Raw genomic sequence first — 21,060 nt, 5'->3', positions numbered from 1 at the left:
TCCCCCTGGCTCTGATTCCCATCCGCTCGACCTGCCACCGGGGAAGTGATGTCAGGGCTGCGGCTGGGGATCACAGCCAGGGGTCGGTCTTCAGAAGAGGCCCGGGATCACCTCCTGCTCCATCTCCGAGTAGTCGTCCTCGTTGGCGGCGAGGTAGTCGTTCCAGCCGTTCGCGTCCCAGATCTCGGCGTGGGCGCCGACGCCCGTGACGACGAGCTCCTTCTCGAGACCCGCGTACGTGCGCAGGTGCTGCGGAACGGTGATGCGGTTCTGTCCGTCAGGCGTCTCCGCGCTCGCACCTGAGAGGAACATGCGAAGGAAGTCGCGGGCCTGCTTGTTGCTGAGCGGCGCCTGCCGGATCCGCTCGTGCACCTGTTCGAACTCCGAGGTGGAGAACACGTACAGGCACCTCTCCTGGCCGCGGGTGATGACGATGCCGCCGGCGAGCTCCTCCCGGAACTTGGCGGGGAGGATGACGCGCCCTTTGTCGTCGAGCTTCGGGGTATGCGTGCCCAACAGCATCGGCCCTCACCCCCTCTTCATCCGGCCAATCCAAGGTGAGCTCCACTTTACTCCACTTTCCCCCACTGTCTAGGACCAAGACGATATTCCCACAACGAAACCACCGCCGCATCCCCTGAAGTTTCAAGGGAGTACGGCGGTGGAGGACGGTGGAGGGCCAGCACGGCGGCGATCGGGACGGCACACGAAAAAAGCGCCGACCTTTCGGTCGACGCTTTTGCGCTGGCAGCGGGCTACTCGCCGTTCTGGCGGCGATCCCACCTTTCGCCGAGGCGATCCATGAAGGAGCCGGATCGATCGACCCGTTCAGGCTTGCTCTGCTCCTTGCCCGGTTTGTCCGGCGCGTTCTTCATCGGTGTGGAGGCGAGAATCACGCCACCGAGCATCGCGGCGAAGCCGATCACGCCCAGCACGATGCCCAGCACCATGTTCGACTGCCACACGGTGACACCCGCGATGATGGCGCCGAGGCCGACGATCGCGACGATGACTCCTGCGACGAGATTGCGGTAGCTGAGCGACCGCCCGCCCGACGCGTGCACGACGTCGGCGTCGTGCTGCATGAGATGACGCTCCATCTCGTCCAGCAGACGCTGTTCCTGTTCGGAGAGTGGCATCGGGTTCCCTCCCGTGTGTTGACTTGTCTCAGTCTACCGCCCGTGACGATAACTAGGCTAGGCCCGTGACGCCTACTCAAACGCTGATCGAGGCCATCTCTCAGCGTCTCGAAAGCTTCGTGACGGAAAAACGGATCGAAGCGGCCGGTTCCGGCACCGAAGCGGCGCTGTTCGTCGAGCACGCCGCGACTGCTCTGACGGGCGGAAAACGCCTGCGGGGGCGCTTCTGCGCCACCGGTTGGCATGCTGTCGCCGACCGTCCGGCTGCGGCCGCCGACCTGACGCACGGCTCCGACGCGATCGGCGTCGCCGCGGCCCTCGAGGTGTTCCAGGCCGCAGCACTGGTGCACGACGACATCATCGACAACGCCGACACTCGGCGCGGGCGCCCATCCGCCCATCGTGCGCTGGAAGCAGCGCACAGTGCGGCCGGCTGGTCGGGCGACGCGGCGTCGTTCGGCCGCTCCGGCGCACTCCTGCTCGGCGATCTGCTGGTCGCGTGGAGCGACGATCTGCTGGAGCAGTCGCTGGCCGATGCGCCACGGCTCGCCGGCGCGGCGGCGCGTGCGGAATACGGTCTGATGCGTCGAGAGGTGACGCTCGGGCAGTTCCTCGACGTCGCCGAGGAGTCGGCGTGGTCGGTCGCACCGGAAGCTGAGCTTCCGGATCGCGCGCTGCGGATCGCGTCGTACAAGTCAGCGCGCTACAGCGTGCAGCAGCCGCTCGTGATCGGCGCCGCCCTGGCTGGCGCCGACGGACACCAACTCGACGCGCTGCGAGGCTTCGGCCTCCCGATCGGCCTGGCCTTCCAGCTGCGCGACGACGTCCTGGGCGTCTTCGGCGACGAAGCACGCACCGGCAAGCCCGCGGGAGACGACCTGCGCGAGGGCAAGCGAACGCTGCTCGTCGCGCTCGCGCGCGCGGAACTGGCCGGCACCGCTCTGCGTTCGTTCGACGAGCTGTTCGGCGAGCCCGACCTCGACGCGACCCAGGTCGCCGTGCTGGCGCACACGATCAGGGACACGGGCGCACTGCAGAGAGTGGAGGAGCGCATCGCGCGCTTCTCGGACGACGCGGACCGCGCGCTCACCGGCGCCCCTCTCGGAGACAAGGCCGTCAACTCGCTCCGCGACCTCGCGCGAGACGCGACTCAGCGCACCGCCTGAGCGGTTGCGCCCTCGTTCTCAGCTTCGCCGTTCACGACGACTGCGCACGACGCGCCCCATCGGCGAGATCCCTGGGCAGTCAGAGCACCTGGGCGACGCGGCGCACCTCGGCCTTCCGGCCGGCCAGGAGCGACTCGATCGGGGCGTTGCCGAGCGCGTCCTCGACGTTCAGCAACCAGTCGATCATCTCGTCGACCTCGAAACCGACGTCGTGCAGCACGACCACGGTTCCGCGCAGCGACGACAGCGGTTCGCCGTTCACGATGAATACGGACGGCACCTTCAGCACGCCGTCCCTGCGCGAGGCGATGAGCACGCCGTCCTCGAGCAGGCGACGCACCTGCCCCGCGGTCACGCCGAGGTGCTCGGCCGCGTCGGGAATCGGCAACCAGTCGGTCGGGTACGCAGGGGGAGTCGTCTCAGGCACACCCCCATTGTCGCATCCGCACGGGCAGCCGCGACGCGAGCACCGCACGCACTGCGCGAACCACAATCGACTTTCGTCACATCAGTAACATCTACAACTTCTGCCTCAACCGTTACCAACTATTGACATGAATTAACTTCTTTGACAGCGTGAGCCGAGACCATCAGGGGGTTCCGATGCCGATCTCACGCACCACACTCAGCGCCGCGCCCGTTGCCGTCGTCGGGTCACTGGCACTCACACTCGGCGTCGGCGATGCCGCGGCCGCGGCCGACGCGCACGAGGTCCGCCCTGGCGAGACGCTCACCCGCATCGCGATCACACACGGACTGCAGGTCGCCGACCTGCTCAGCTGGAACGGCCTCAGCTACGACGACGCGCGCGCCGTCCTGCCGGGAGCGACGCTTCGCCTGAGTGCGCCGCCCGAGACCGGGTCATCCTCCTCGAGCGGGGCATCGTCATCCGGATCGGACTCCCCCGCCGCGAGCACTCACACGGTCTCATCCGGCGAGACGCTCTGGTCGATCGCCAGCACGCACGGTCTCACACTCAGCGAGCTCGTGCGCGCCAACGGCCTCAAGGCCTCATCGATCATCCACCCCGGTCAGAAGCTGAAGCTGAACGGTTCCACCTCATCATCTGGCGGCTCGACCTCGGCGTCATCGCAGAAGTCGTCCTCGTCCGGCACGAACAGCACGACACACGTCGTCGCGTCCGGTGAGACCGTGTGGAGCATCGCGCGCGAGTACGGCACCAGTGTGCAGGACATCCTCGCCGAGAACGACCTCGGCTCATCCGCCACCATCATGCCGGGGCAGAAACTCACCGTCGGCGGCTCCGGATCCACCGGGCCGGCGTCACCCGCGCCGGCGAGCAGCTCCTCGAACGCAGCTCCCACGCACACGGTGACCTCCGGCGACACGCTGTGGGCGATTGCCAGCAGGCACGAGGTGAGCGTCGCGTCGATCCTGGCGGCGAACGACCTCGAGCAGGGCGCGATCATCTACCCTGGCCAATCCCTGTCGCTGCAGTCACCCGACCCCGTGCCCGCCGACAACGGGCAGCGCTTCTCCTACCTCGATGCCGCTCAGGCCGAGAACGCCGCCCTCATCATCCGGGTCGGGCGCAAGATCGATGCCGGCGACCGCGCCATCACCGAGGCGCTCGCAACCGCGATGGTCGAGTCATCGCTTCGCAACGTCGACTACGGCGACCGCGACTCCCTCGGTCTGTTCCAGCAGCGCACGTCCAAGGGATGGGGCACGCACGAGCAGATCCTCGATCGGGAGCGGGCGACGAAGGCCTTCTTCGGCGGCGCACACGACCCGAACGGGCATTCCACGCGCGGGCTGTACGACATTCCAGGGTGGGAGAGCATGCCATTCGGAGACGCGTCTCAGGCCGTGCAGGTCTCCGCCCACCCCGACCGCTACGCCCAGTGGAAGACGCAGGCCGGCCGCTGGCTCGACGAGCTCGGCTGACCGTGTTCTGCCGCTGACCGCCGACTGCGCAGCATCGCGACGGTGTGGGTCGCGCACCTCGTGTTCGTCAGCTGACGAGGGAGGACATCTGTTCCGTCCCTGCGGCGTGCCGAGCGCGCGCCTGCGGCACGTTCACGACTGCATAACGACCCGCCACCCGCGTGATTGCGCGGGTGTTGCGCTCCCGCCGATGTCCGCACCGCAACCGTAGAATGACGCCGTGAGCACCAGCCAGCAAGTCGACCCGTTGATCGGGCAGCTTGTCGACGACCGCTACAGGGTGCGATCGCGCATCGCCCGCGGCGGCATGGCAACCGTGTACGTCGCCACGGATCTCCGGTTGGAGCGCCGCATCGCCCTGAAGGTGATGCACGCGCACCTGAGCGACGACAGCGTCTTCCAGAGCAGATTCATCCAGGAGGCGCGCTCAGCTGCACGCCTGGCCGACCCGCACGTGGTGAACGTGTTCGACCAGGGTCAGGACGGCGAGCTGGCGTACCTGGTGATGGAGTACCTGCCAGGCATCACGCTGCGCGATCTGCTCAAGGAGCAGAAGCGCCTCACCATCACTCAGACGATCACCGTGATGGACGCTGTGCTCTCCGGGCTCGCCGCCGCACACACCGGGGGCCTGATCCACCGCGACGTCAAGCCGGAGAACGTGCTGCTCGCGGAGGACGGGCGCATCAAGATCGGCGACTTCGGGCTCGCCCGCGCCACAAGCGCCAACACCGCAACGGGCGCGCAGCTGCTGGGAACGATCGCGTACCTCGCGCCCGAGCTGGTCACGCGCGGCATGGCCGACGCCCGCAGCGACATCTACGCGCTCGGCATCATGCTCTACGAGATGCTCACGGGTGTGCAGCCGTTCCGCGGCGAGCAGCCCATGCAGATCGCCTACCAGCACGCCACGGATTCCGTGCCGCGCCCGAGCGTGCGCAATCCAGGCGTGCCGGAGCAGATCGACGAGCTGGTGCTCTGGGCGACGGAGAAGGACCCGGACGAGCGCCCGGGAGACGCGGGCGAGATGCTCGACAGGCTGCGCGAGATCGAGCGGGAGCTGGGCATCGCACCGATGGCCTCGCGCGGGCCGTCCATCGTCGTCCCCCACGCGCCCAGCGAGGACCCCGAGCCCAGCGATCCGACCAAGGTGATGCCGTTCTCGCGCACCGAGCAGGTCACCGCCGCGATCACGGGCGGTCAGATGCTGTCGACGGGTCCGCAGCCCGTCGACAACTCCGTCAGACTGCGCCGCGTCACGGAGCGGCGCTCCCGGCGCGGCTTCTGGTTGGTCGCCCTCCTGCTGGTGCTGTCCATCGTCGCCGGGGGCAGCGGATGGTACTGGGGCTCTGGGCCCGGTTCCCGCGTCACGCTCCCCGATGTGTCGGACGGCACGTTCGCCCAAGCCGAGGCGACGCTGTCGGAACTCGATCTGGTCGCCGAGGAGCACGGGGTGCACAGCCTCTCCGAGGAACCGGGCACCGTCATCGGAACCGACCCCGAGCCCGGCGCATCCGTTGACCGGGAGACGGTCGTCGCAGTGAACGTGTCATTGGGCGCAGCGGAAGTCGACATTCCTGCGCTGCCAGGCACAGCGCTCGGCGAGGCGACGGACCAGTTGGATGAGCTCGGAATCGAGGTCGAGAGCGTGCGCAAGTACTACCTCGATGCGACCCCCGGCAACGTCACGAACGTCCGCATCCGACCGAGAGGGGCGGGCGACGACGACGAACTGGTCAAGTGCATCGACGGCTGCACCGTCCACGACGGCGACGCCGCGGTGCTGTCCGTGTCGCTCGGAGCGGTGCCTGATGTCGCAGGGCGCTCCGTGCAGGACGCCGAGAACACACTCGAGGACGTCGGACTGACGGTCGCTGACGATGTCAAGGAGCAGTACAGCGACACGATCTCGGCCGATCAGGTGATCGGCACCGTGGAGAAGGACGGCGTCTTCGCCGAGGGCGACACGATCCAGCTGATCACGTCTCTCGGCCCCGAACCCGTCCCCGTCCCGGATGTCGAGGGCATGCATCGCGACCAGGCGATCCAGGCCCTCGAGGACGCAGGATTCGAGGTCGAGTACAACGTGCTGTGGAACGGTTTCCGCAACGATTGGATCGTCGCCACAGGCACCGATCCAGACGAGGGAGAACGCCTCCTGCCCGGCACCACGGTCAAGCTCCTCCTCGACAACGACGGCCCGATCTGACCCGCGCCCCACTGCAGCGCTGCGCCCGCGAGTGCCTACGTTCTCCGCGAATGCCTATGTAACTGCGTAGGCATTCGCGAGATTCGTAGGCACTCGCGGAGCTTCGCTTCGGCGCGCCGCGCTAGAGCTTCTCGAGCTCTTCCGCGACCAGGAAGGACAGCTCCAGCGACTGCTTGTGGTTCAGGCGGGGGTCGCACAGCGACTCGTAGCGCGACTCGAGCGCTGCCTCGTCGATGCGCTCCGAACCGCCGAGGCACTCCGTGACGTCGTCACCGGTGAGCTCGACGTGCAGGCCGCCGGGGAATGTCCCCACCTGCCGGTGCGCCTCGAAGAACCCGCGCACCTCGTCGACCACGTCGTCGAAGCGCCGGCTCTTGTAGCCGTTCGCCGTGGTGATGCCGTTGCCGTGCATCGGGTCGGTGACCCACAGCGGCTGTGCGCCCGACGCCTTCACTGCCTCGAGCAGCGGCGGCAGCGCCTCGCGGATCTTGCCTGCGCCCATCCTGGTGATGAATGTGAGCCTGCCCGGCTCGCGATCCGGATCCAGGATGTCGATGAGCTTGAGCGCCGTCTCCGGATCGGTCGTCGGGCCGATCTTCACACCGATCGGATTCTTGATGTGGCGGAAGTACTCCACGTGCGCGCCGTCGAGATCGCGCGTGCGCTCACCGATCCACAGGAAATGGCCTGAGGTGTTGTATACGTCGCCCGTGCGCGAGTCGACGCGCGTGAGCGGGTGCTCGTAGTCCATCAGCAGGCCCTCGTGGCCGGTGAAGAACTCCACGCGCTGGAGCTCGTCGAAGTCGGCGCCGGCCGACTCCATGAACTTGATCGCGCGGTCGATCTCAGCGGCGAGCCCCTCGTAGCGGCGGTTGGCCGGGTTCTCTGCGAAGCCCTTGTTCCACGAGTGCACCTCGCGCAGGTCGGCGAAGCCTCCCTGCGTGAACGCCCGGATCAGGTTCAGCGTCGATGCCGAGGTGTGGTAGGCCCGCAGCAGACGGCCGGGATCGGCCGTTCGCGAAGCCTGTGTGAAGTCGAACCCGTTCACGATCTCGCCGCGGAACGCCGGAAGCGTCACATCACCGCGCGTCTCGGAGTCCTTCGAACGGGGCTTGGCGAACTGCCCGGCCATGCGGCCCATCTTCACGACGGGCATGGAGGCGCCGTACTGCAGCACGACGGCCATCTGGAGCACGGTCTTGACCCGGTTGCGGATCTTGTCGCCGGTGGCACCGGAGAACGTCTCGGCGCAGTCGCCGCCCTGCAGCAGGAACGCCTCACCGGCGGCCGCTCGCGCCAGGCGAGCCTTCAGAGTGTCGGCCTCGCCGGCGAAGATCAGGGGCGGGAGGGAGGCGAGCTCTGCCGTGACGTCGGCGACTGCTGCGGCATCCGGATACGCGGGCTGCTGCTTGATCGGAAGCGAACGCCAGGCATCGAGATCACGGAGATTTTCAGTCACCCCACGATCCTAACGGCCCGCGACACAGCTCGGGCACGCCGTGGCCCCCGCGGTCATCGGTCGCTCTCACCCGTCAGCGGCACGTCAGCGAGGCGATCAGCTCGCGTCTGCGAGCTGTTCGGCCTCACGTGTTGCACGGCTCTTGGCCACGCTGGCGTACTCGTCGCGGTAGCGCTGCTGTCCCAGCCGCTGCAGCGCGACCATGATCTCGTCGGTGACGGATCGCAGGATGTACCGGTCGTTCTCCATGCCCGCGTAGCGCGAGAAGTCGAGCGGCTCACCGATCACGACTCCGACGCGCACCGTGCGCGGCACCTTCGCGCCGATCGGGAGCATCTTCTCGGTGTCGATCATCACGACGGGGATGACGGGCACCTTCGCCTCGAGCGCCATCCGAGCCAGGCCCGTGCGCCCGCGGTACAGCGTGCCGTCGTGGCTGCGCGTGCCCTCGGGATAGATGCCGAGCAGGTCGCCGCGTCCGATCACCCGCAGCGCCGTGTTCAGCGCTGCCTCCGATGCCTGCCCGCCCGAGCGGTCGATCGGAATCTGGCCCGTGCCCTTCATGAACCACTTCATCGCCCACCCTTTGGGGCCACGACCGGTGAAGTACTCGTTCTTGGCCAGGAACGACATCGGGCGATCGAGCTGCACGGGCAGGAAGATCGAGTCCATCACGGAGAGATGGTTGCTCGCGAGGATCGCGGCACCGTTGGTCGGCACGTGCTCCTTGCCGGTGACCCATGGCCGGTAGATCGCTTTCAGCAGCGGGCCGAGCACGACGTACTTCATCAGCCAATAGAACATCGATTCTTCCCCCTCTGCCGGTTCGCCGAACACGCACGACCGGATCAGCTTACAGCGGCGCCGGATTACCCATAGAGTGGTGGGCAACCCGCCGACGGTACCGAAGGAGCTGCCGTGAAAGAAACGTCAGTACCCGCACTCGTCCCAGCAGACCCCGATGCGAACATCGCGGACCTGCTGGTGGAACGAGCCCGAGCAACACCCGACCGCGCGATCTTCAGCGTTCCGGAGGATTCCGGCTGGCGCGACATCACCGCCCGCGAGTTCGAGGATCAGACGATTGCGCTCGCGAAGGGCTTCGTCGCTTCCGGCGTGCGCCCGGGCGACAAGGTCGGATTCATCGCGCGCACCACGTACGAATGGACCCTCGTCGATTTCGCCCTGCACTACGCCGGCGCGATCCTGGTGCCCGTGTACGAGACGAGCTCGCCGGCACAGGTGCAGTGGATCCTCTCCGACTCCGGCGCGACGTGGCTGATCACCGAGACCGAGGAGCACCTGTCGCGCTACGAGGAGGTCGCAGGCGACCTCCCTCTGATCGGCAGGACATGGGTGCTCGACAGCGGCATGATCGACGAGCTCACGAAGGAAGGCGCTGAGACTCCGGATGAGGAGATCGCGCGCCGCCGCCGGCTCGCGAAGGGCGACGACGTCGCCACCATCATCTACACGTCGGGCTCGACGGGCCGGCCGCGCGGGTGCGTGCTGACGCACAGCAACTTCGTCGAGACGGCGCGCAACGCGGCCGTCTCTCTGAGCGAGGTGATCGCCCAGCCAGGCGCGTCGACGATCCTGTTCATCACGACCGCTCACGTGTTCGCCCGCTTCATGTCGGTGCTGTACATCCACTCCGGCGTGCGCACAGGCCACGAGCCGGACACTAAGAACCTCGTCGACGCCCTCGGATCCTTCAAGCCGACCCTTCTGCTCGCGGTGCCGCGGGTGTTCGAGAAGGTCTACAACGCGGCCGAGGCAAAAGTCGAGGCGGAGGGCAAGGGGCGCATCTTCCGCATCGCTGCGAAGACGGCGATCGAGCACGCCAGCCGCGAGCAGGAGGGGAAGCGGATCGGTCCGCTGCTGCGGGCGAAGTTCGCGCTGTTCGACAAGCTGGTGTACTCCAAGCTGCGCGAGCGGATGGGCGGCAACGTGCGCTACGCCGTGTCGGGCTCCGCTCCCCTGGGCCCGCGGCTCGGCTACTTCTTCCGCGGCCTCGGCATCAAGATCCTCGAGGGCTACGGCCTCACCGAGACCACGGCGCCGGCGTCCGTGAACGTACCTGACCGGATCAAGGTCGGCACGGTCGGCCCCCCGCTGCCAGGGGTGGACATCCGGATCGCCGACGACGGCGAGATCGAGACCCGCGGCGTGAACGTGTTCCGCGAGTACTGGAAGAACCCGCAGGCGACCGACAGCGCGTTCCACGACGGCTGGTTCCGCACGGGTGACATCGGCTCGATCGACGACGACGGCTATCTCACCATCACCGGCAGGAAGAAGGAGATCATCGTCACCGCCGGCGGCAAGAACGTCGCCCCGACCATGCTGGAGGACCCGATCAGGGCGAACTCCATCATCGGTCAGGTCGTGGTGGTCGGCGACCAGAAGCCGTTCATCTCCGCACTGATCACACTCGACCCCGAGATGCTGCCGGCATGGCTGCGCACGCACGGCGAGTCGCCGGATCTCACGCTCGAGCAGGCTGCCCACAGTCCTGCCGTGCGCGCTGAGGTGCAGCGTCAGATCGACGAGGCGAACGCGCTCGTGTCGAGGGCGGAGTCGATCCGCAAGTTCCAGATCCTCGGCACAGAGTGGACGGAAGCCACCGGACACCTCACGCCGAAGCTGTCGATCAAGCGCGCCCAGATCCTCGACGACTTCTCCGACGAGATCGAACGCCTCTACGGCGACCCGAACGAGACCACCAACGTCTCCGTCGCCGGCTGAACTGCGGTGAGTCGGCACCCCGGTGTGCCGACTCACCGCAGTTCGTCTGCGTCCGCGCCCCCGTCAGAACCAGGAGGACTCGCGGACCGCGCGCATCGCGATCCGGCGCTCGTCCTTGGTGAGGCGCTGCAGGTACACGGTGCCGTCGAGGTGATCGGTCTCGTGCTGCAGCATCTGAGCGAACAGGCCGGTTCCTTCGAGAACGAGCTTCTCGCCGTCCAGGTCGATGCCCTCGGCGCGCGCGTACGGGTGGCGCATGGCGTCGTGCCAGAGATCGGGCACGGACAGGCATCCCTCCCCCGTCGGCTCGAGCTCCCCGCGCAGCTCGACGATGCGCGGATTCAGGATGTACCCGATGGCGTCGTCGACGTTGTAGCTGAACGCGCGCAGTCCGACGCCGATCTGCGGCGCGGCGACGCCCGCTCGGCCAGGCAGCTTCACGGTGTCGAGCAGATCGGTCACGAGCGAGCGGATGCCGTCGTCGATGTCGGTGATCTCCTCGCACGCCATGCGCAGAACCGGATCGCCGTACAACCGGATCTCACGAACCGTCACGCCTCATCCCCCACGGAATGCAGTGCGGCCGAGCGCATACCCTCGATGACGTGGGCGGCGGCCTCCCGCGCCGCACGGCGCGTCTCCGGTCGCAGGTCATCGAAGGCGACTGCGCCGCCCGTGGCAAGGTTCTCGTCATACGGCAGGCGGACGACGGCGCGCACCCGCGAGGCGAAGTGCGTCTCCAGCTCATCGAGCCGGACGAGGGATCGGCCGGGCGCCGACTGGTTCAGCACCACGACAGCGCCGCGCACGAGGTCTTCGCGCCCATGCGCCTCGAGCCACGTGAGCGTCTCGGATGCCAGCCGGGATTCGTCGACGCTCGGACCGGCGACCACGACCAGCTGATCGGCCATGTCGAGGGTCGCACCCATCACGGAATGGATGATGCCGGTGCCGGTGTCGGTGAGCACCAGCGAGTAGTACTGTGAGGCGACCTCGGCCACGGTGCGGTAGTCGGCGTCGTCGAACGCGTCGGCGATGTGCGGGTCGGTCTCGGATGCGACGATGTCGAGACGCGTCGAGTCGCGAGCGACGAGGTCGCTGATGTCGGCGTAGCCGCGGATCTGGTCGTGCCGACGCACGACATCGCGCACGGTGCGGTTGGTACGGGTCGCGACGCGCTCGGCCAGTGTGCCCCTGTCGGGGTTCGCGTCCACAGCGACCACACGGTCGTCTCGCCCGTCGGCCAGTGCCATGCCCAGCAGCGTCGTCACGGTCGTCTTGCCGACACCGCCCTTCCGACTGAGGACCGGCACGAACCGGGCACGGCCAGGCAGCGGTGCGGCTATGCGCGCCGTGACCTCCTTGCGCTGGCGCACCTTCTTGCTGTCGCCGAGGTTGATCAGGCCGCCCGTCGCGCGGTAGAAGAACCCGCGCCACGCTCCTTCCGGCTGAACCTTCCGCCGCGAGGACTCGATCAGGCGGTCGCTGGTGAGCTGATTGGCGCTCTCGCCGCTCGACCCGCCCCGCGGCCCCGCCGCCGGCTGAGAGACGAACCGCGTCGAGCTGCCGTTCGATGCCGACGATGCGTCGGTGCTTGCCATAGGTTCCGCCTCCGTGGCGTCGTCGTCGGTCGCCGCAGGCGCGATCACCGATTCGTTCGTCGTGCCCGCGATCTCGTCTGGCTCAGTGCGATCGACGGCGTCTTCACGCGGCTCCGGTGCGAGCGCGGCGTCCGCGTCATAGAGCGGAGCCGCCTCGGCGTCGTCCGCGTCTTCGCCCTCGGAGACGTCCGGGGCCTGCCCCGCGTACGCGTCGAGTGCTTCGTCAGCTGCCTCGGCGTCGTCAGTCTCCTCGGCGCCGCCTGTGGGCTGCTCGTCCGCGGACTCCTCGGCGCGATCGACATCCGGATGCTCCGCCGCGACACCTGCGTTCAGGTCACCGTCGTCAGCGGCAGCAGTCGACAGGTCGTCCTGCTCGCCGTCCGCGGTTGTCGAGTCGGTGTCTGCGACGTCATCCGCCGGGGCGGATTCCGTCTCCGCGTCCTCGTCGGACGTCAACTCGGTCGTCTCGGCGTTCTCCGACTCCTCGGCCCCGTCGACACCCGCCTGCGCCTCGTCACGGTCGTCTGCGGCACCGTCAAAGTGCTCGTCGGTCGCGGCACCCGCGCCGTCGCCTGTGTCGTGGTGCTCCGCGTCGAGCACGCCGTCATCCGCATCGGCGATCGGATCCGCCTCGTCGGCATCCGCCGCCGCAGAGTCCAAGTGCTCTGCGTCGGGCGCATCAAGCTCGTCCGTCGCCCCGGCCGACCCCGCGGCGTCGGCCGCCGCATCAGGCGCAGATCCCGTCTCGTCCGGCTCCGCAGCGGGCCGCACCTCCGAGTCACCGGTGTCCGACTCCTGAACGGCCGGCTCGGTGTCGAGATCGAGCGGTTCTCCGCCGTCCGCCTGTCCGTCGCCCGACGTGTCGTGTTCGGCGGGCTCGCCCGGCTCATCCGGAGCAGCGTCTGTCTCCACCCGCTCATCCGGAGCGGACTCCGTCTCAACCGACTCATCCGGAACCGCGGCTGCTTCAGCCGACTCATCCGGTGCAGCCTCCGTCTCACCCGGCTCGTCCGAATCCGCATGCTCCGACTCACCCAGAGCGGCATCCGTCTCTTCCGGCGCGTTGTCGACGGGCTCCTCCCGCTCATCGTCGGCGGCCGGACGGGTCACGTGCCCCACGGGATGTTCGGCCCCGTAGTCGGGAAGCTCGAGCACGATCGAACCGCCGGACAGCGGCTCCGGGCCGTCGTCGACCACGCCCTCATCGTCAAGATCCTCGTACCCGCGCGGCAGGTTGATCCTCACCTGCTCGGTCGGAAGACCCAGGACGTTGAGCGCGGTCGTGTCCGCGGCCGGAGTGTCGAGGACACCATGATCCTCGAACTCCTCTTCGGAATGCTTATCGTGACGTGCCACAAACAGCCAATCTACTTGGCAGGAGCGACCACGACCAAAAGGTCACCCGCGTCGACCTGCTGCGTGGCGGCGATTGCGAGTCGTTCGATCGTTCCATCGGCTGGCGCGGCGATGGCCGCCTCCATCTTCATGGCTTCGATCGAGGCGACCGGCTGCCCCGCCTTCACCGTGTCGCCGACCGCGGCCTTCAGCGTCACGACGCCGGCGAACGGTGCAGCGACGTGGCCGGGCTGCGACGAATCGGCCTTCTCTGCCTGCACCACGTCGACGTCGATGCTGCGGTCGCGCACGGACACCGGCCGGAGCTGACCGTTCAGCGTCGTCATCACCGAACGGATGCCCTTGTCATCGGCCTCGCCGATCGACTCGAGACCGGTGTAGAGCTCGACGCCCTTCTCCAGCTCGACGACATGTTCCTTGCCCTGCTCGAGGCCGTAGAGGTAGTCAGCGGTGTCGAGGAGTGAGACATCGCCGTAGGCGGCGATGGTCTGCTCGAACGCACGAGTGGGAGCCGGGAACAGCAGCTGGTTCAGCGTGCGGCGACGCGTTGCCGAGTCGCCGTTCAGTCCCTCGTGGTCCTCGTCGGTGAGCGGTTCGACTCCGGGCTTGACGCTGCGACCAGCCAGCACCTTGCTGCGGAACGGTTCGGGCCAGCCGCCGGGCAGATCGCCGAGCTCACCCGCCATGAAGCCGACGACCGAATCCGGGATGTCGTACTTCTCCGGGTGGTTCTCGAAATCGGCGGGGTCCGCTTTGACTGCGGCGAGCTGCAGTGCGAGGTCACCGACGACCTTCGACGACGGCGTCACCTTGGGCACACGGCCCAGGATCCGGTCGGCGGCCGCGTACATGTCCTCGATCAGCTCGAAGTCGTCCGCGAGCCCGAGCGCGATCGCCTGCTGGCGCAGGTTCGACAGCTGGCCTCCGGGGATCTCATGACGGTACACGCGACCGGTCGGTCCGTCGAGGCCGGACTCGAACGGGCCGTAGAGGTGGCGGACCGCCTGCCAGTAGGGCTCGAGGTCGCTGACCGCGTCGAGCGAGAGACCGGTGTCGCGCTCCGTGTGCGCAAGCGAGGCCACCAGCGCCGACAGCGACGGCTGGCTCGTGGTTCCCGCCATCGGCGCGCTGGCGGCATCAACCGCGTCGGCGCCCGCGGCCGAGGCGGCGAGCAGTGTGGCGAGCTGTCCGCCAGGAGTGTCGTGCGTGTGCACGTGCACCGGCAGGTCGAAGCGCTCGCGGAACGCCGCGACCAGCTTCGCGGCCGCCGCGGGGCGGAGCAGCCCCGCCATGTCCTTGATCGCGAGCACGTGCGCGCCCGCTTCGACGATCTGCTCCGCGAGTTTCAGGTAGTAGTCGAGCGTGTACAGCTTCTCGTTCGGGTTGAGAAGGTCACCGGTGTAGCAGACGGCCACCTCGGCGACGGTCGTGCCGGTGGCGAGCACCGCGTCGATCGCCGGGCGCATCTGCGAGACGTCGTTGAGCGCGTCGAAGATGCGGAAGATGTCGATGCCGGTGTCTGCCGCCTCACGGACGAACGCGTCGGTGACCTCGGTCGGGTACGGGGTGTAGCCGACTGTGTTCCTGCCGCGCAGCAGCATCTGAATCGCGACATTCGGCAGTGCCTCGCGCAGGCGAGCCAGTCGCTGCCACGGATCCTCGCCGAGGAAGCGCAGCGCGACATCGTAGGTCGCGCCTCCCCAGGCTTCGACCGACAGCAGCTCCGGCTCCATCCGCGCGACGTGCGGCGCCACGGCCACGAGGTCGCGGGTGCGCACGCGCGTCGCGAGCAGCGACTGGTGCGCATCGCGGAAGGTGGTCTCGGTGACGGCGAGCGGTGTCTGCTCGCGCAGCGCCGCCGCGAAGCCCGCGGGGCCGAGTTCGAGCAGTCGCTGCCTCGATCCGGCAGGTGCCGCCTCGCTCAGGTCGATGGCCGGCAGCTTCGAAGCGGGAGAATAGCCGAGCGGGTTGTCGCCGTTGGGCTTGTTCACGGTCGTGTCGACCAACCAGGTGAGCAGCTTCGTGCCGCGGTCCTTCGACTCGCGCCCGCGCAGCAGACCCGGCCGCTCGTCGATGAACGCGGTCGACACATCGCCTGCGATGAAATCAGCGTCCTCGAGCACGGCCTGCAGGAACGGGATGTTGGTGGCGACGCCGCGGATGCGGAACTCCGCCAGTGCGCGGCGCGCGCGCGAGACCGCGGTGGCGAAGTCCCGGCCGCGGCAGGTGAGCTTCGCGAGCATCGAGTCGAAGTGCGGACTGATCTCGCTGCCGGCGGCCGTCGTGCCGCCGTCGATCCGGATGCCGCTTCCGCCCGGCGAACGATAGGTCGTGATCTTGCCCGTGTCCGGCCGGAAGCCCTGGGTGGGGTCCTCGGTCGTGATGCGCGTCTGCATGGCCGCGCCGTGCAGGTGGATCCTGTCCTGCGTCAGGCCGAGGTCCTCGAGCGACGCGCCGGCCGCGATGCGCATCTGCGAACCGACGAGGTCGACGTCGGTGACCTCCTCGGTCACGGTGTGCTCGACCTGGATGCGCGGGTTCATCTCGATGAAGACGACCTCTCCCGCGCGCTCCCCCGCCGTCTCCAGCAGGAACTCAACGGTTCCGGCGTTCTGATAATCGATCGACTCGGCGAACGCGACGGCGTGCGTGTACAGGTCTTCGCGCACCGACTGCTCGAGGTTCGGGGCCGGCGCGATCTCGACGACCTTCTGATGCCGCCGCTGCACCGAGCAGTCGCGCTCGAAAAGGTGCACCGTTGAGCCCTGCTTGTCGGCGAGGATCTGCACCTCGATGTGTCGAGGACGCACGACCGCCTGCTCCAGGAACATCCGGGGGTCGCCGAATGCGCTGTCAGCCTCGCGCATCGCGGCCTCGAGAGCCGGCGCCAGCTCCTCGAGCGAATCGACCCGGCGCATACCGCGCCCGCCGCCACCGGCGACAGCCTTGGCGAACACCGGGAACCCGATGTCCTCGGCCTGCGCGACGAGTGCGTCGATGTCGTCGGTCGCCTCGGTCGATCGCAGCACGGGAACACCTGCGGCGATCGCGTGCTCCTTCGCCGTGACCTTGTTCCCCGCCATCTCGAGAGCGCGCGAATTCGGCCCGATGAAGGTGATGCCGTTCGCCGCGGCCTTCGCCGCGAGGTCGGGGTTCTCCGAGAGGAAGCCGTAGCCGGGGTAGATCGCGTCCGCACCCGATTCGACGGCGACGCGAATGATCTCGTCGACGTCGAGGTAGGCCCGCACGGGGTGACCCTCTTCGCCGATCCGGTAGGCCTCGTCGGCCTTCAGCCGGTGCAGCGAGTTCCGGTCCTCGTACGGGAACACCGCGACGGTTCGTGCGCCGAGCTCGTAGGCGGCACGGAACGCGCGGATCGCGATCTCTCCGCGATTGGCTACCAGGATCTTCTCGAACATGTGCCTCCTCAGGCAGCTCGGTAAGGTCAACGTCCCCCAGACTAGAGCACCCTGCCGACGCCGACGGTTCGGGGCGGGTGACGACAGCCGACCCTGCGCCGCATTCGGCACCGGGCCGCGCTTTACGACGACGAACAGGTAACGGAATGTAACGTGTAGGTGTGCACGTACTCAGCGTTAGTTCCCTGAAGGGCGGTGTCGGCAAGACGACCGTCACCCTCGGCCTCGCTTCGGCCGCATTCTCGCGCGGCCTGCGGACGCTGGTCTGCGATCTCGACCCGCAATCGGATGTCTCCACCGGCATGGATGTGAACACCGCCGGCAAGCTCAACATCGCCGACGTGCTCACGTCGCCGAAGGAGAAGACGGTGCGCCAGGCGATCGCGCCGAGCGGCTGGTCGAAGGTCCACCCCGGCACGATCGACGTGCTGCTCGGCAGCCCGTCCGCCATCAACTTCGACGGGCCTCACCCGAGCGTTCGAGACGTGTGGAAGCTCGAAGAGGCTCTGGCCATGCTCGAGAGCGAGTACGACCTCGTGCTGATCGACTGCGCTCCGTCGTTGAATGCGCTCACTCGCACCTCGTGGGCAGCCAGCGACCGCGTCGCCGTCGTCACCGAGCCCGGTCTGTTCTCCGTGGCAGCCGCTGACCGTGCCCTGCGCGCCATCGAAGAGATCCGTCGCGGTCTCTCCCCTCGCCTGCAGCCGCTCGGAATCGTCGTCAACCGCGTGCGTCCCCAGTCGATCGAGCACCAGTTCCGCATCAAGGAGCTGCGCGACATGTTCGGGCCGCTGGTGCTGGAGCCGCAGCTTCCCGAGCGCACCTCGCTGCAGCAGGCCCAGGGCGCCGCCAAGCCGCTGCACGTGTGGCCGGGCGAGTCCGCCCAGGAGCTCGCAGGCGAGTTCGACATGCTGCTCGACCGCGTCATGCGCTCCGGCCGGATCCCCGACCCCAGCGACACGAAGTAGAGCTCTTCGCGTCTCCTGCAGTTCCTCAGCCAGCAGCTGAAGAGAACCCGGAGACGTGACGAGATGCTTGCTCACCGAGCCTCGGCGGCCGGCACCGCGATGGCGAGGCGGAGGAGGGAAGGGCACCGACAGTGCCCTGACCGACGACGCCGCCACCAGCGCACGTGCACCCTCCTCAGGTGTCCTGGGGCGCAGGCACCGCGATGGCAAGGCGGAGGAAGGAAGGGCACCGACAGTGCCCCGACCGACGACGACGCCGCCAGCACAGAACTCGCGGAGCGGACCGCGAGTGCGTACGGCGCAAGGCCGAGGAGGGAGTCGGGCCGAGAGCCCGGCGACCGACGAGAACGCCGCGACGTGCGTGCTCGCGGCCCGCTCAGGCGGTGCGGCGGGCGCGGCGGGCGGCGAGCTCGTCCACTGGATCAGGCACACTCGGGTCGAACTCGACGAGCGTCGACTCGACCTCGCGCAGCACCTTGCCGACGGCGATGCCGAATACGCCCTGCCCGCGGCTGACGAGGTCGATGACCTCGTCGTTCGACGTGCACAGATACACCGACGCACCGTCGCTCATCAGCGTGATGCCCGCCAGGTCGTGGATGCCGGCCGCGCGCAGCTGTTCGACCGCCGTGCGGATCTGCTGAAGCGAGATGCCCGTGTCGAGCAGTCGCTTGACGAGCTTGAGCACCAGGATGTCGCGGAAGCCGTAGAGGCGCTGCGAGCCTGAGCCCGCCGCGTTGCGGATCGTGGGGACGACGAGCTCCGTGCGCGCCCAGTAGTCGAGCTGCCGGTAGGTGATGCCCGCCGCCTTGGCGGCCACGGCGCCCCGGTAGCCCGCATCGGGATCGAGGTCGGGAAGTCCGTCGGTGAAGAGGAGGTCGACGGCGAAACCGCGCTCGGAGGGAGTGCGTTCGGTCATTGTGTCCCCTTCATCCTTAAACATCAGCTCTAAGGTACGCCGTCCGCTGGGGGCGATCAACGACATCCGGATCGTGTCGGGCAGGTGTTTCGCTGCCGTTACCGAAGTGAGATGTCGTCGCCGCTAATCGGTCAGCCGTCCGAGTGCGTCCTTCACGAAGATCGTCCGGATGTCGTCGAGGCGGGTAGCCAGCTCCGGCGCGAGTTCGCTCGCCTTCGCCCGCGACGTCGCGTCTGTGCGGCGCAGCAGTGCCGACATGGCGCGCTCGACGAGAGCGACCTCGCGCTCGGCCGTCTGGCGCAGACCGCGCACGTGACGCGGTTCGATGCCGTGCCGATCGAGTGCCACGAGCGTCGACAGCAATCTGGCATCGCGCTCGGTGTACTTCTTGCCCGCCTCGATGACGCCCGTGCTGATCGCGTCGTTGAGCAGCTGAGGAGCCGCACCGGATGCGGCGAGCAGCTCCTTGCGGTCGTAGCGCACCTCGGTCGGGTGGATCGACGGCGGGGCGATCGGCGTCTGCGGCTCCTCGCCCGCGTCGAGCTGCTCGAGGTGCTCCCGGATGACGTTCAGCGGCATGTAGTGATCGCGCTGGAGCGTGAGCGCGAATCGGAGCCGCTCGAGGTCGTCGTCAGAGAACTTGCGATAGCCGCTCGCGGTGCGCTGGGGCGCGACGATTCCCTGCACTTCCAGGAAGCGCAGTTTGCTCGACGTCAGCTGCGGGAAGTCGGGCTGGAGCCGCGAGAGCACCTGACCGATGCTCAGCAGGCCGGCCGTCGCCGCCGTCGCGCGCCGTGCGGGCGACGCCACTGTTAAGCCCCCGCGGACGACAGGTCGTGCGGGGAGCTGAAGAAGTTCACACGGAACTTGCCGATGCGCACCTCTGCACCGTTGTGCAGTGCGCCGCGATCGACGCGTTCGCCGTCGACGTACGTGCCGTTGAGGGAGCGCTGGTCGACGATCTCGAAGCGGGCACCATCGCGCAGCACCTGCGTGTGCCGACGGGAGACCGTCACATCGTCGAGGAAGATGTCGGCGTCGGGGTGGCGCCCCACCGTCGTGACGTCGCGGTCGAGGAGGTAGCGAGCACCGGCGGTCGGGCCGGAGCGCACGAGAAGCAGGGCGGCTCCGCTCGGAAGCGCCTGAATGGCTTCGAGCTCCGTCTGCGACAGCTCGCCCGCGAACGGAACGTACGACAGATCGGAGTCGCTGCGCATGCTCTGCGTAGTGTCGCCCGGGATGTCACTGCCCCCAGCCGTGTGGCCAAGGTCGGACGCCGTGGTGGGCGGGAATTCAGAATCTGACACGCGTTCCTCCTTTCGAACAAGCGTATCGGATCAGGTAGGTGAACGACGACGAATTTTCGATGCCACGCCGGGCGGAGCGGCCACGAGCCGAGCGACCCCCACGACCCTCAGGAAACCGGTCAGGTCGGCCCGCGTATCGTCTCGGGTATGACTGCCACGCTCCACCGCGGTGCCGCGCGAGCCGCCACGCTCGCCGCGGCCGCCGCCGCCATCGTTCTCGGATCCCTCGCCCTCGCCGCCCCTGCCTCCGCGCACGACCAGCTGGTCGCCTCGGACCCCGCGGCCGACTCTGCGATCGATACCCTCCCAGAGCAGCTGACGCTCGTCTACAGCGGCGAGCTGATCGACGCAGAGGATGGAACGGTGGTGCAGGTCCTCTCCCCCTCGGGTGAGGACGTCGCAGGTGAGGCGACGATCGACGGCACGGATGTCGATGTGTCCCTCACGGACGGCGGCGCTGGCGACTACGAGGTGACGTGGCGGGTCGTGTCCAACGACGGCCATCCCATCGACGGAAGCTTCGGCTTCTCCGTTTCGGGAGGTGCTGGGGCCGATGATGCCGATCGTACAGACGCCGCGGACAGCACTGACCCGACGGAAGAGGGCTCCGACGCGCAGACCGAGGACGCCGTGGACGATGCGACGGCGACGGAGGACGAGAGCGGTGCGGCCGACACGGACGCATCGTCCTCGCCCGAGGACGACCAAGGGGGCCTGGGCGCCGGCGTGTGGGTCGCTCTGGCCGGCGGTCTCGTCGCCGTCATCGGCGGCGTCGTCGCCGTTGCCGTCGTGACGTCCAGGCGGAACGGCTCCGGATCATCCGGAAGTGAGCAGGACACCGGCGACAACCGCCCCTGAGTG

Annotated in this window: 17 protein-coding genes; 6 read left to right on the top strand and 11 right to left on the bottom strand. The window is 68.2% G+C overall.

Annotated features, from left to right (window positions below; all coding sequences use genetic code 11):
• Positions 1–90: 90 nt before the first annotated feature.
• Positions 91–522, bottom strand: a complete 432-nt coding sequence (mraZ, locus tag CIK77_RS00405) for a division/cell wall cluster transcriptional repressor MraZ (RefSeq protein WP_087055636.1) — start codon at positions 520–522, stop codon at positions 91–93.
• A gap of 233 nt (positions 523–755) precedes the next feature.
• Entirely contained in the window at positions 756–1,139 is a 384-nt protein-coding gene (locus CIK77_RS00400) for a DUF3040 domain-containing protein (RefSeq protein WP_087055637.1), read from the bottom strand.
• Between the two features lie 65 nt (positions 1,140–1,204).
• Here CIK77_RS00400 and CIK77_RS00395 point away from each other — a divergent pair, with 65 nt between their 5' ends.
• Positions 1,205–2,305, top strand: coding sequence for a polyprenyl synthetase family protein (locus CIK77_RS00395; RefSeq protein WP_087055638.1), 1,101 nt, complete (start codon positions 1,205–1,207; stop codon positions 2,303–2,305).
• Between the two features lie 79 nt (positions 2,306–2,384).
• On the opposite strand, the gene CIK77_RS00390 is transcribed toward CIK77_RS00395, so the two are convergent.
• Positions 2,385–2,732: an Rv2175c family DNA-binding protein gene (locus tag CIK77_RS00390; protein WP_087055639.1), complete on the bottom strand. Its 348-nt coding sequence runs from the start codon at positions 2,730–2,732 to the stop codon at positions 2,385–2,387.
• A 176-nt stretch (positions 2,733–2,908) separates the two neighbouring features.
• On the opposite strand from CIK77_RS00390, the gene CIK77_RS00385 reads away from it, so the two are divergent.
• Both CIK77_RS00385 and pknB read left to right on the top strand, forming a co-directional pair.
• Positions 2,909–4,213: a LysM peptidoglycan-binding domain-containing protein gene (locus CIK77_RS00385; RefSeq protein WP_087055640.1), complete on the top strand. Its 1,305-nt coding sequence runs from the start codon at positions 2,909–2,911 to the stop codon at positions 4,211–4,213.
• A gap of 220 nt (positions 4,214–4,433) precedes the next feature.
• Complete coding sequence (gene pknB / locus CIK77_RS00380; protein WP_087055641.1) at positions 4,434–6,422, top strand: Stk1 family PASTA domain-containing Ser/Thr kinase; 1,989 nt, start codon at positions 4,434–4,436, stop codon at positions 6,420–6,422.
• A 121-nt stretch (positions 6,423–6,543) separates the two neighbouring features.
• Here pknB and CIK77_RS00375 read toward each other — a convergent pair whose 3' ends face one another.
• Entirely contained in the window at positions 6,544–7,881 is a 1,338-nt protein-coding gene (locus CIK77_RS00375) for a class II 3-deoxy-7-phosphoheptulonate synthase (protein ID WP_087055642.1), read from the bottom strand.
• A gap of 96 nt (positions 7,882–7,977) precedes the next feature.
• Entirely contained in the window at positions 7,978–8,685 is a 708-nt protein-coding gene (locus CIK77_RS00370; protein ID WP_087055765.1) for a lysophospholipid acyltransferase family protein, read from the bottom strand.
• 114 nt (positions 8,686–8,799) lie between these two features.
• On the opposite strand from CIK77_RS00370, the gene CIK77_RS00365 reads away from it, so the two are divergent.
• Positions 8,800–10,629 carry an AMP-dependent synthetase/ligase gene (locus CIK77_RS00365; protein WP_087055643.1) on the top strand — a complete coding sequence of 610 codons (1,830 nt, stop codon included), beginning with the start codon at positions 8,800–8,802 and terminating at the stop codon, positions 10,627–10,629.
• A 63-nt stretch (positions 10,630–10,692) separates the two neighbouring features.
• On the opposite strand, the gene def is transcribed toward CIK77_RS00365, so the two are convergent.
• From def to CIK77_RS00350, 3 genes are read right to left on the bottom strand one after another with little or no spacing between them, the layout of a single operon-like run.
• A complete protein-coding gene (def, locus tag CIK77_RS00360) occupies positions 10,693–11,184 on the bottom strand; it encodes a peptide deformylase (protein WP_087055644.1) in 492 nt (163 codons plus the stop codon).
• A complete protein-coding gene (locus CIK77_RS17975) occupies positions 11,181–13,586 on the bottom strand; it encodes a nucleotide-binding protein (RefSeq protein ID WP_249268652.1) in 2,406 nt (801 codons plus the stop codon). The genes def and CIK77_RS17975 overlap by 4 nt, the downstream gene beginning before the upstream one ends.
• Before the next feature lie 11 nt (positions 13,587–13,597).
• Positions 13,598–17,005 (bottom strand): pyruvate carboxylase, encoded by a 3,408-nt coding sequence (locus CIK77_RS00350; protein WP_087055645.1) that lies wholly within the window; start codon positions 17,003–17,005, stop codon positions 13,598–13,600.
• 161 nt (positions 17,006–17,166) lie between these two features.
• On the opposite strand from CIK77_RS00350, the gene CIK77_RS00345 reads away from it, so the two are divergent.
• A complete protein-coding gene (locus CIK77_RS00345; protein ID WP_087055646.1) occupies positions 17,167–17,973 on the top strand; it encodes a ParA family protein in 807 nt (268 codons plus the stop codon).
• 376 nt (positions 17,974–18,349) lie between these two features.
• On the opposite strand, the gene CIK77_RS00340 is transcribed toward CIK77_RS00345, so the two are convergent.
• From CIK77_RS00340 to CIK77_RS00330, 3 genes are all read right to left on the bottom strand, one after another.
• A complete protein-coding gene (locus CIK77_RS00340; protein WP_087055647.1) occupies positions 18,350–18,892 on the bottom strand; it encodes a MerR family transcriptional regulator in 543 nt (180 codons plus the stop codon).
• Between the two features lie 123 nt (positions 18,893–19,015).
• A complete protein-coding gene (gene ftsR / locus CIK77_RS00335; RefSeq protein WP_249268653.1) occupies positions 19,016–19,702 on the bottom strand; it encodes a transcriptional regulator FtsR in 687 nt (228 codons plus the stop codon).
• Positions 19,703–19,704: 2 nt separating this feature from the next.
• Positions 19,705–20,109 (bottom strand): FHA domain-containing protein, encoded by a 405-nt coding sequence (locus CIK77_RS00330; protein WP_087055648.1) that lies wholly within the window; start codon positions 20,107–20,109, stop codon positions 19,705–19,707.
• A 237-nt stretch (positions 20,110–20,346) separates the two neighbouring features.
• On the opposite strand from CIK77_RS00330, the gene CIK77_RS00325 reads away from it, so the two are divergent.
• Positions 20,347–21,057, top strand: coding sequence for a copper resistance CopC family protein (locus CIK77_RS00325; protein WP_087055649.1), 711 nt, complete (start codon positions 20,347–20,349; stop codon positions 21,055–21,057).
• Positions 21,058–21,060 lie beyond the last annotated feature (3 nt).

This window comes from Microbacterium sp. JB110, assembly GCF_003335195.1.
GTDB lineage: Bacteria > Actinomycetota > Actinomycetes > Actinomycetales > Microbacteriaceae > Microbacterium.
The sequence above is the reverse complement of the archived record's forward strand: the minus strand, read 5'-3'. Positions and strand labels throughout refer to the sequence as shown.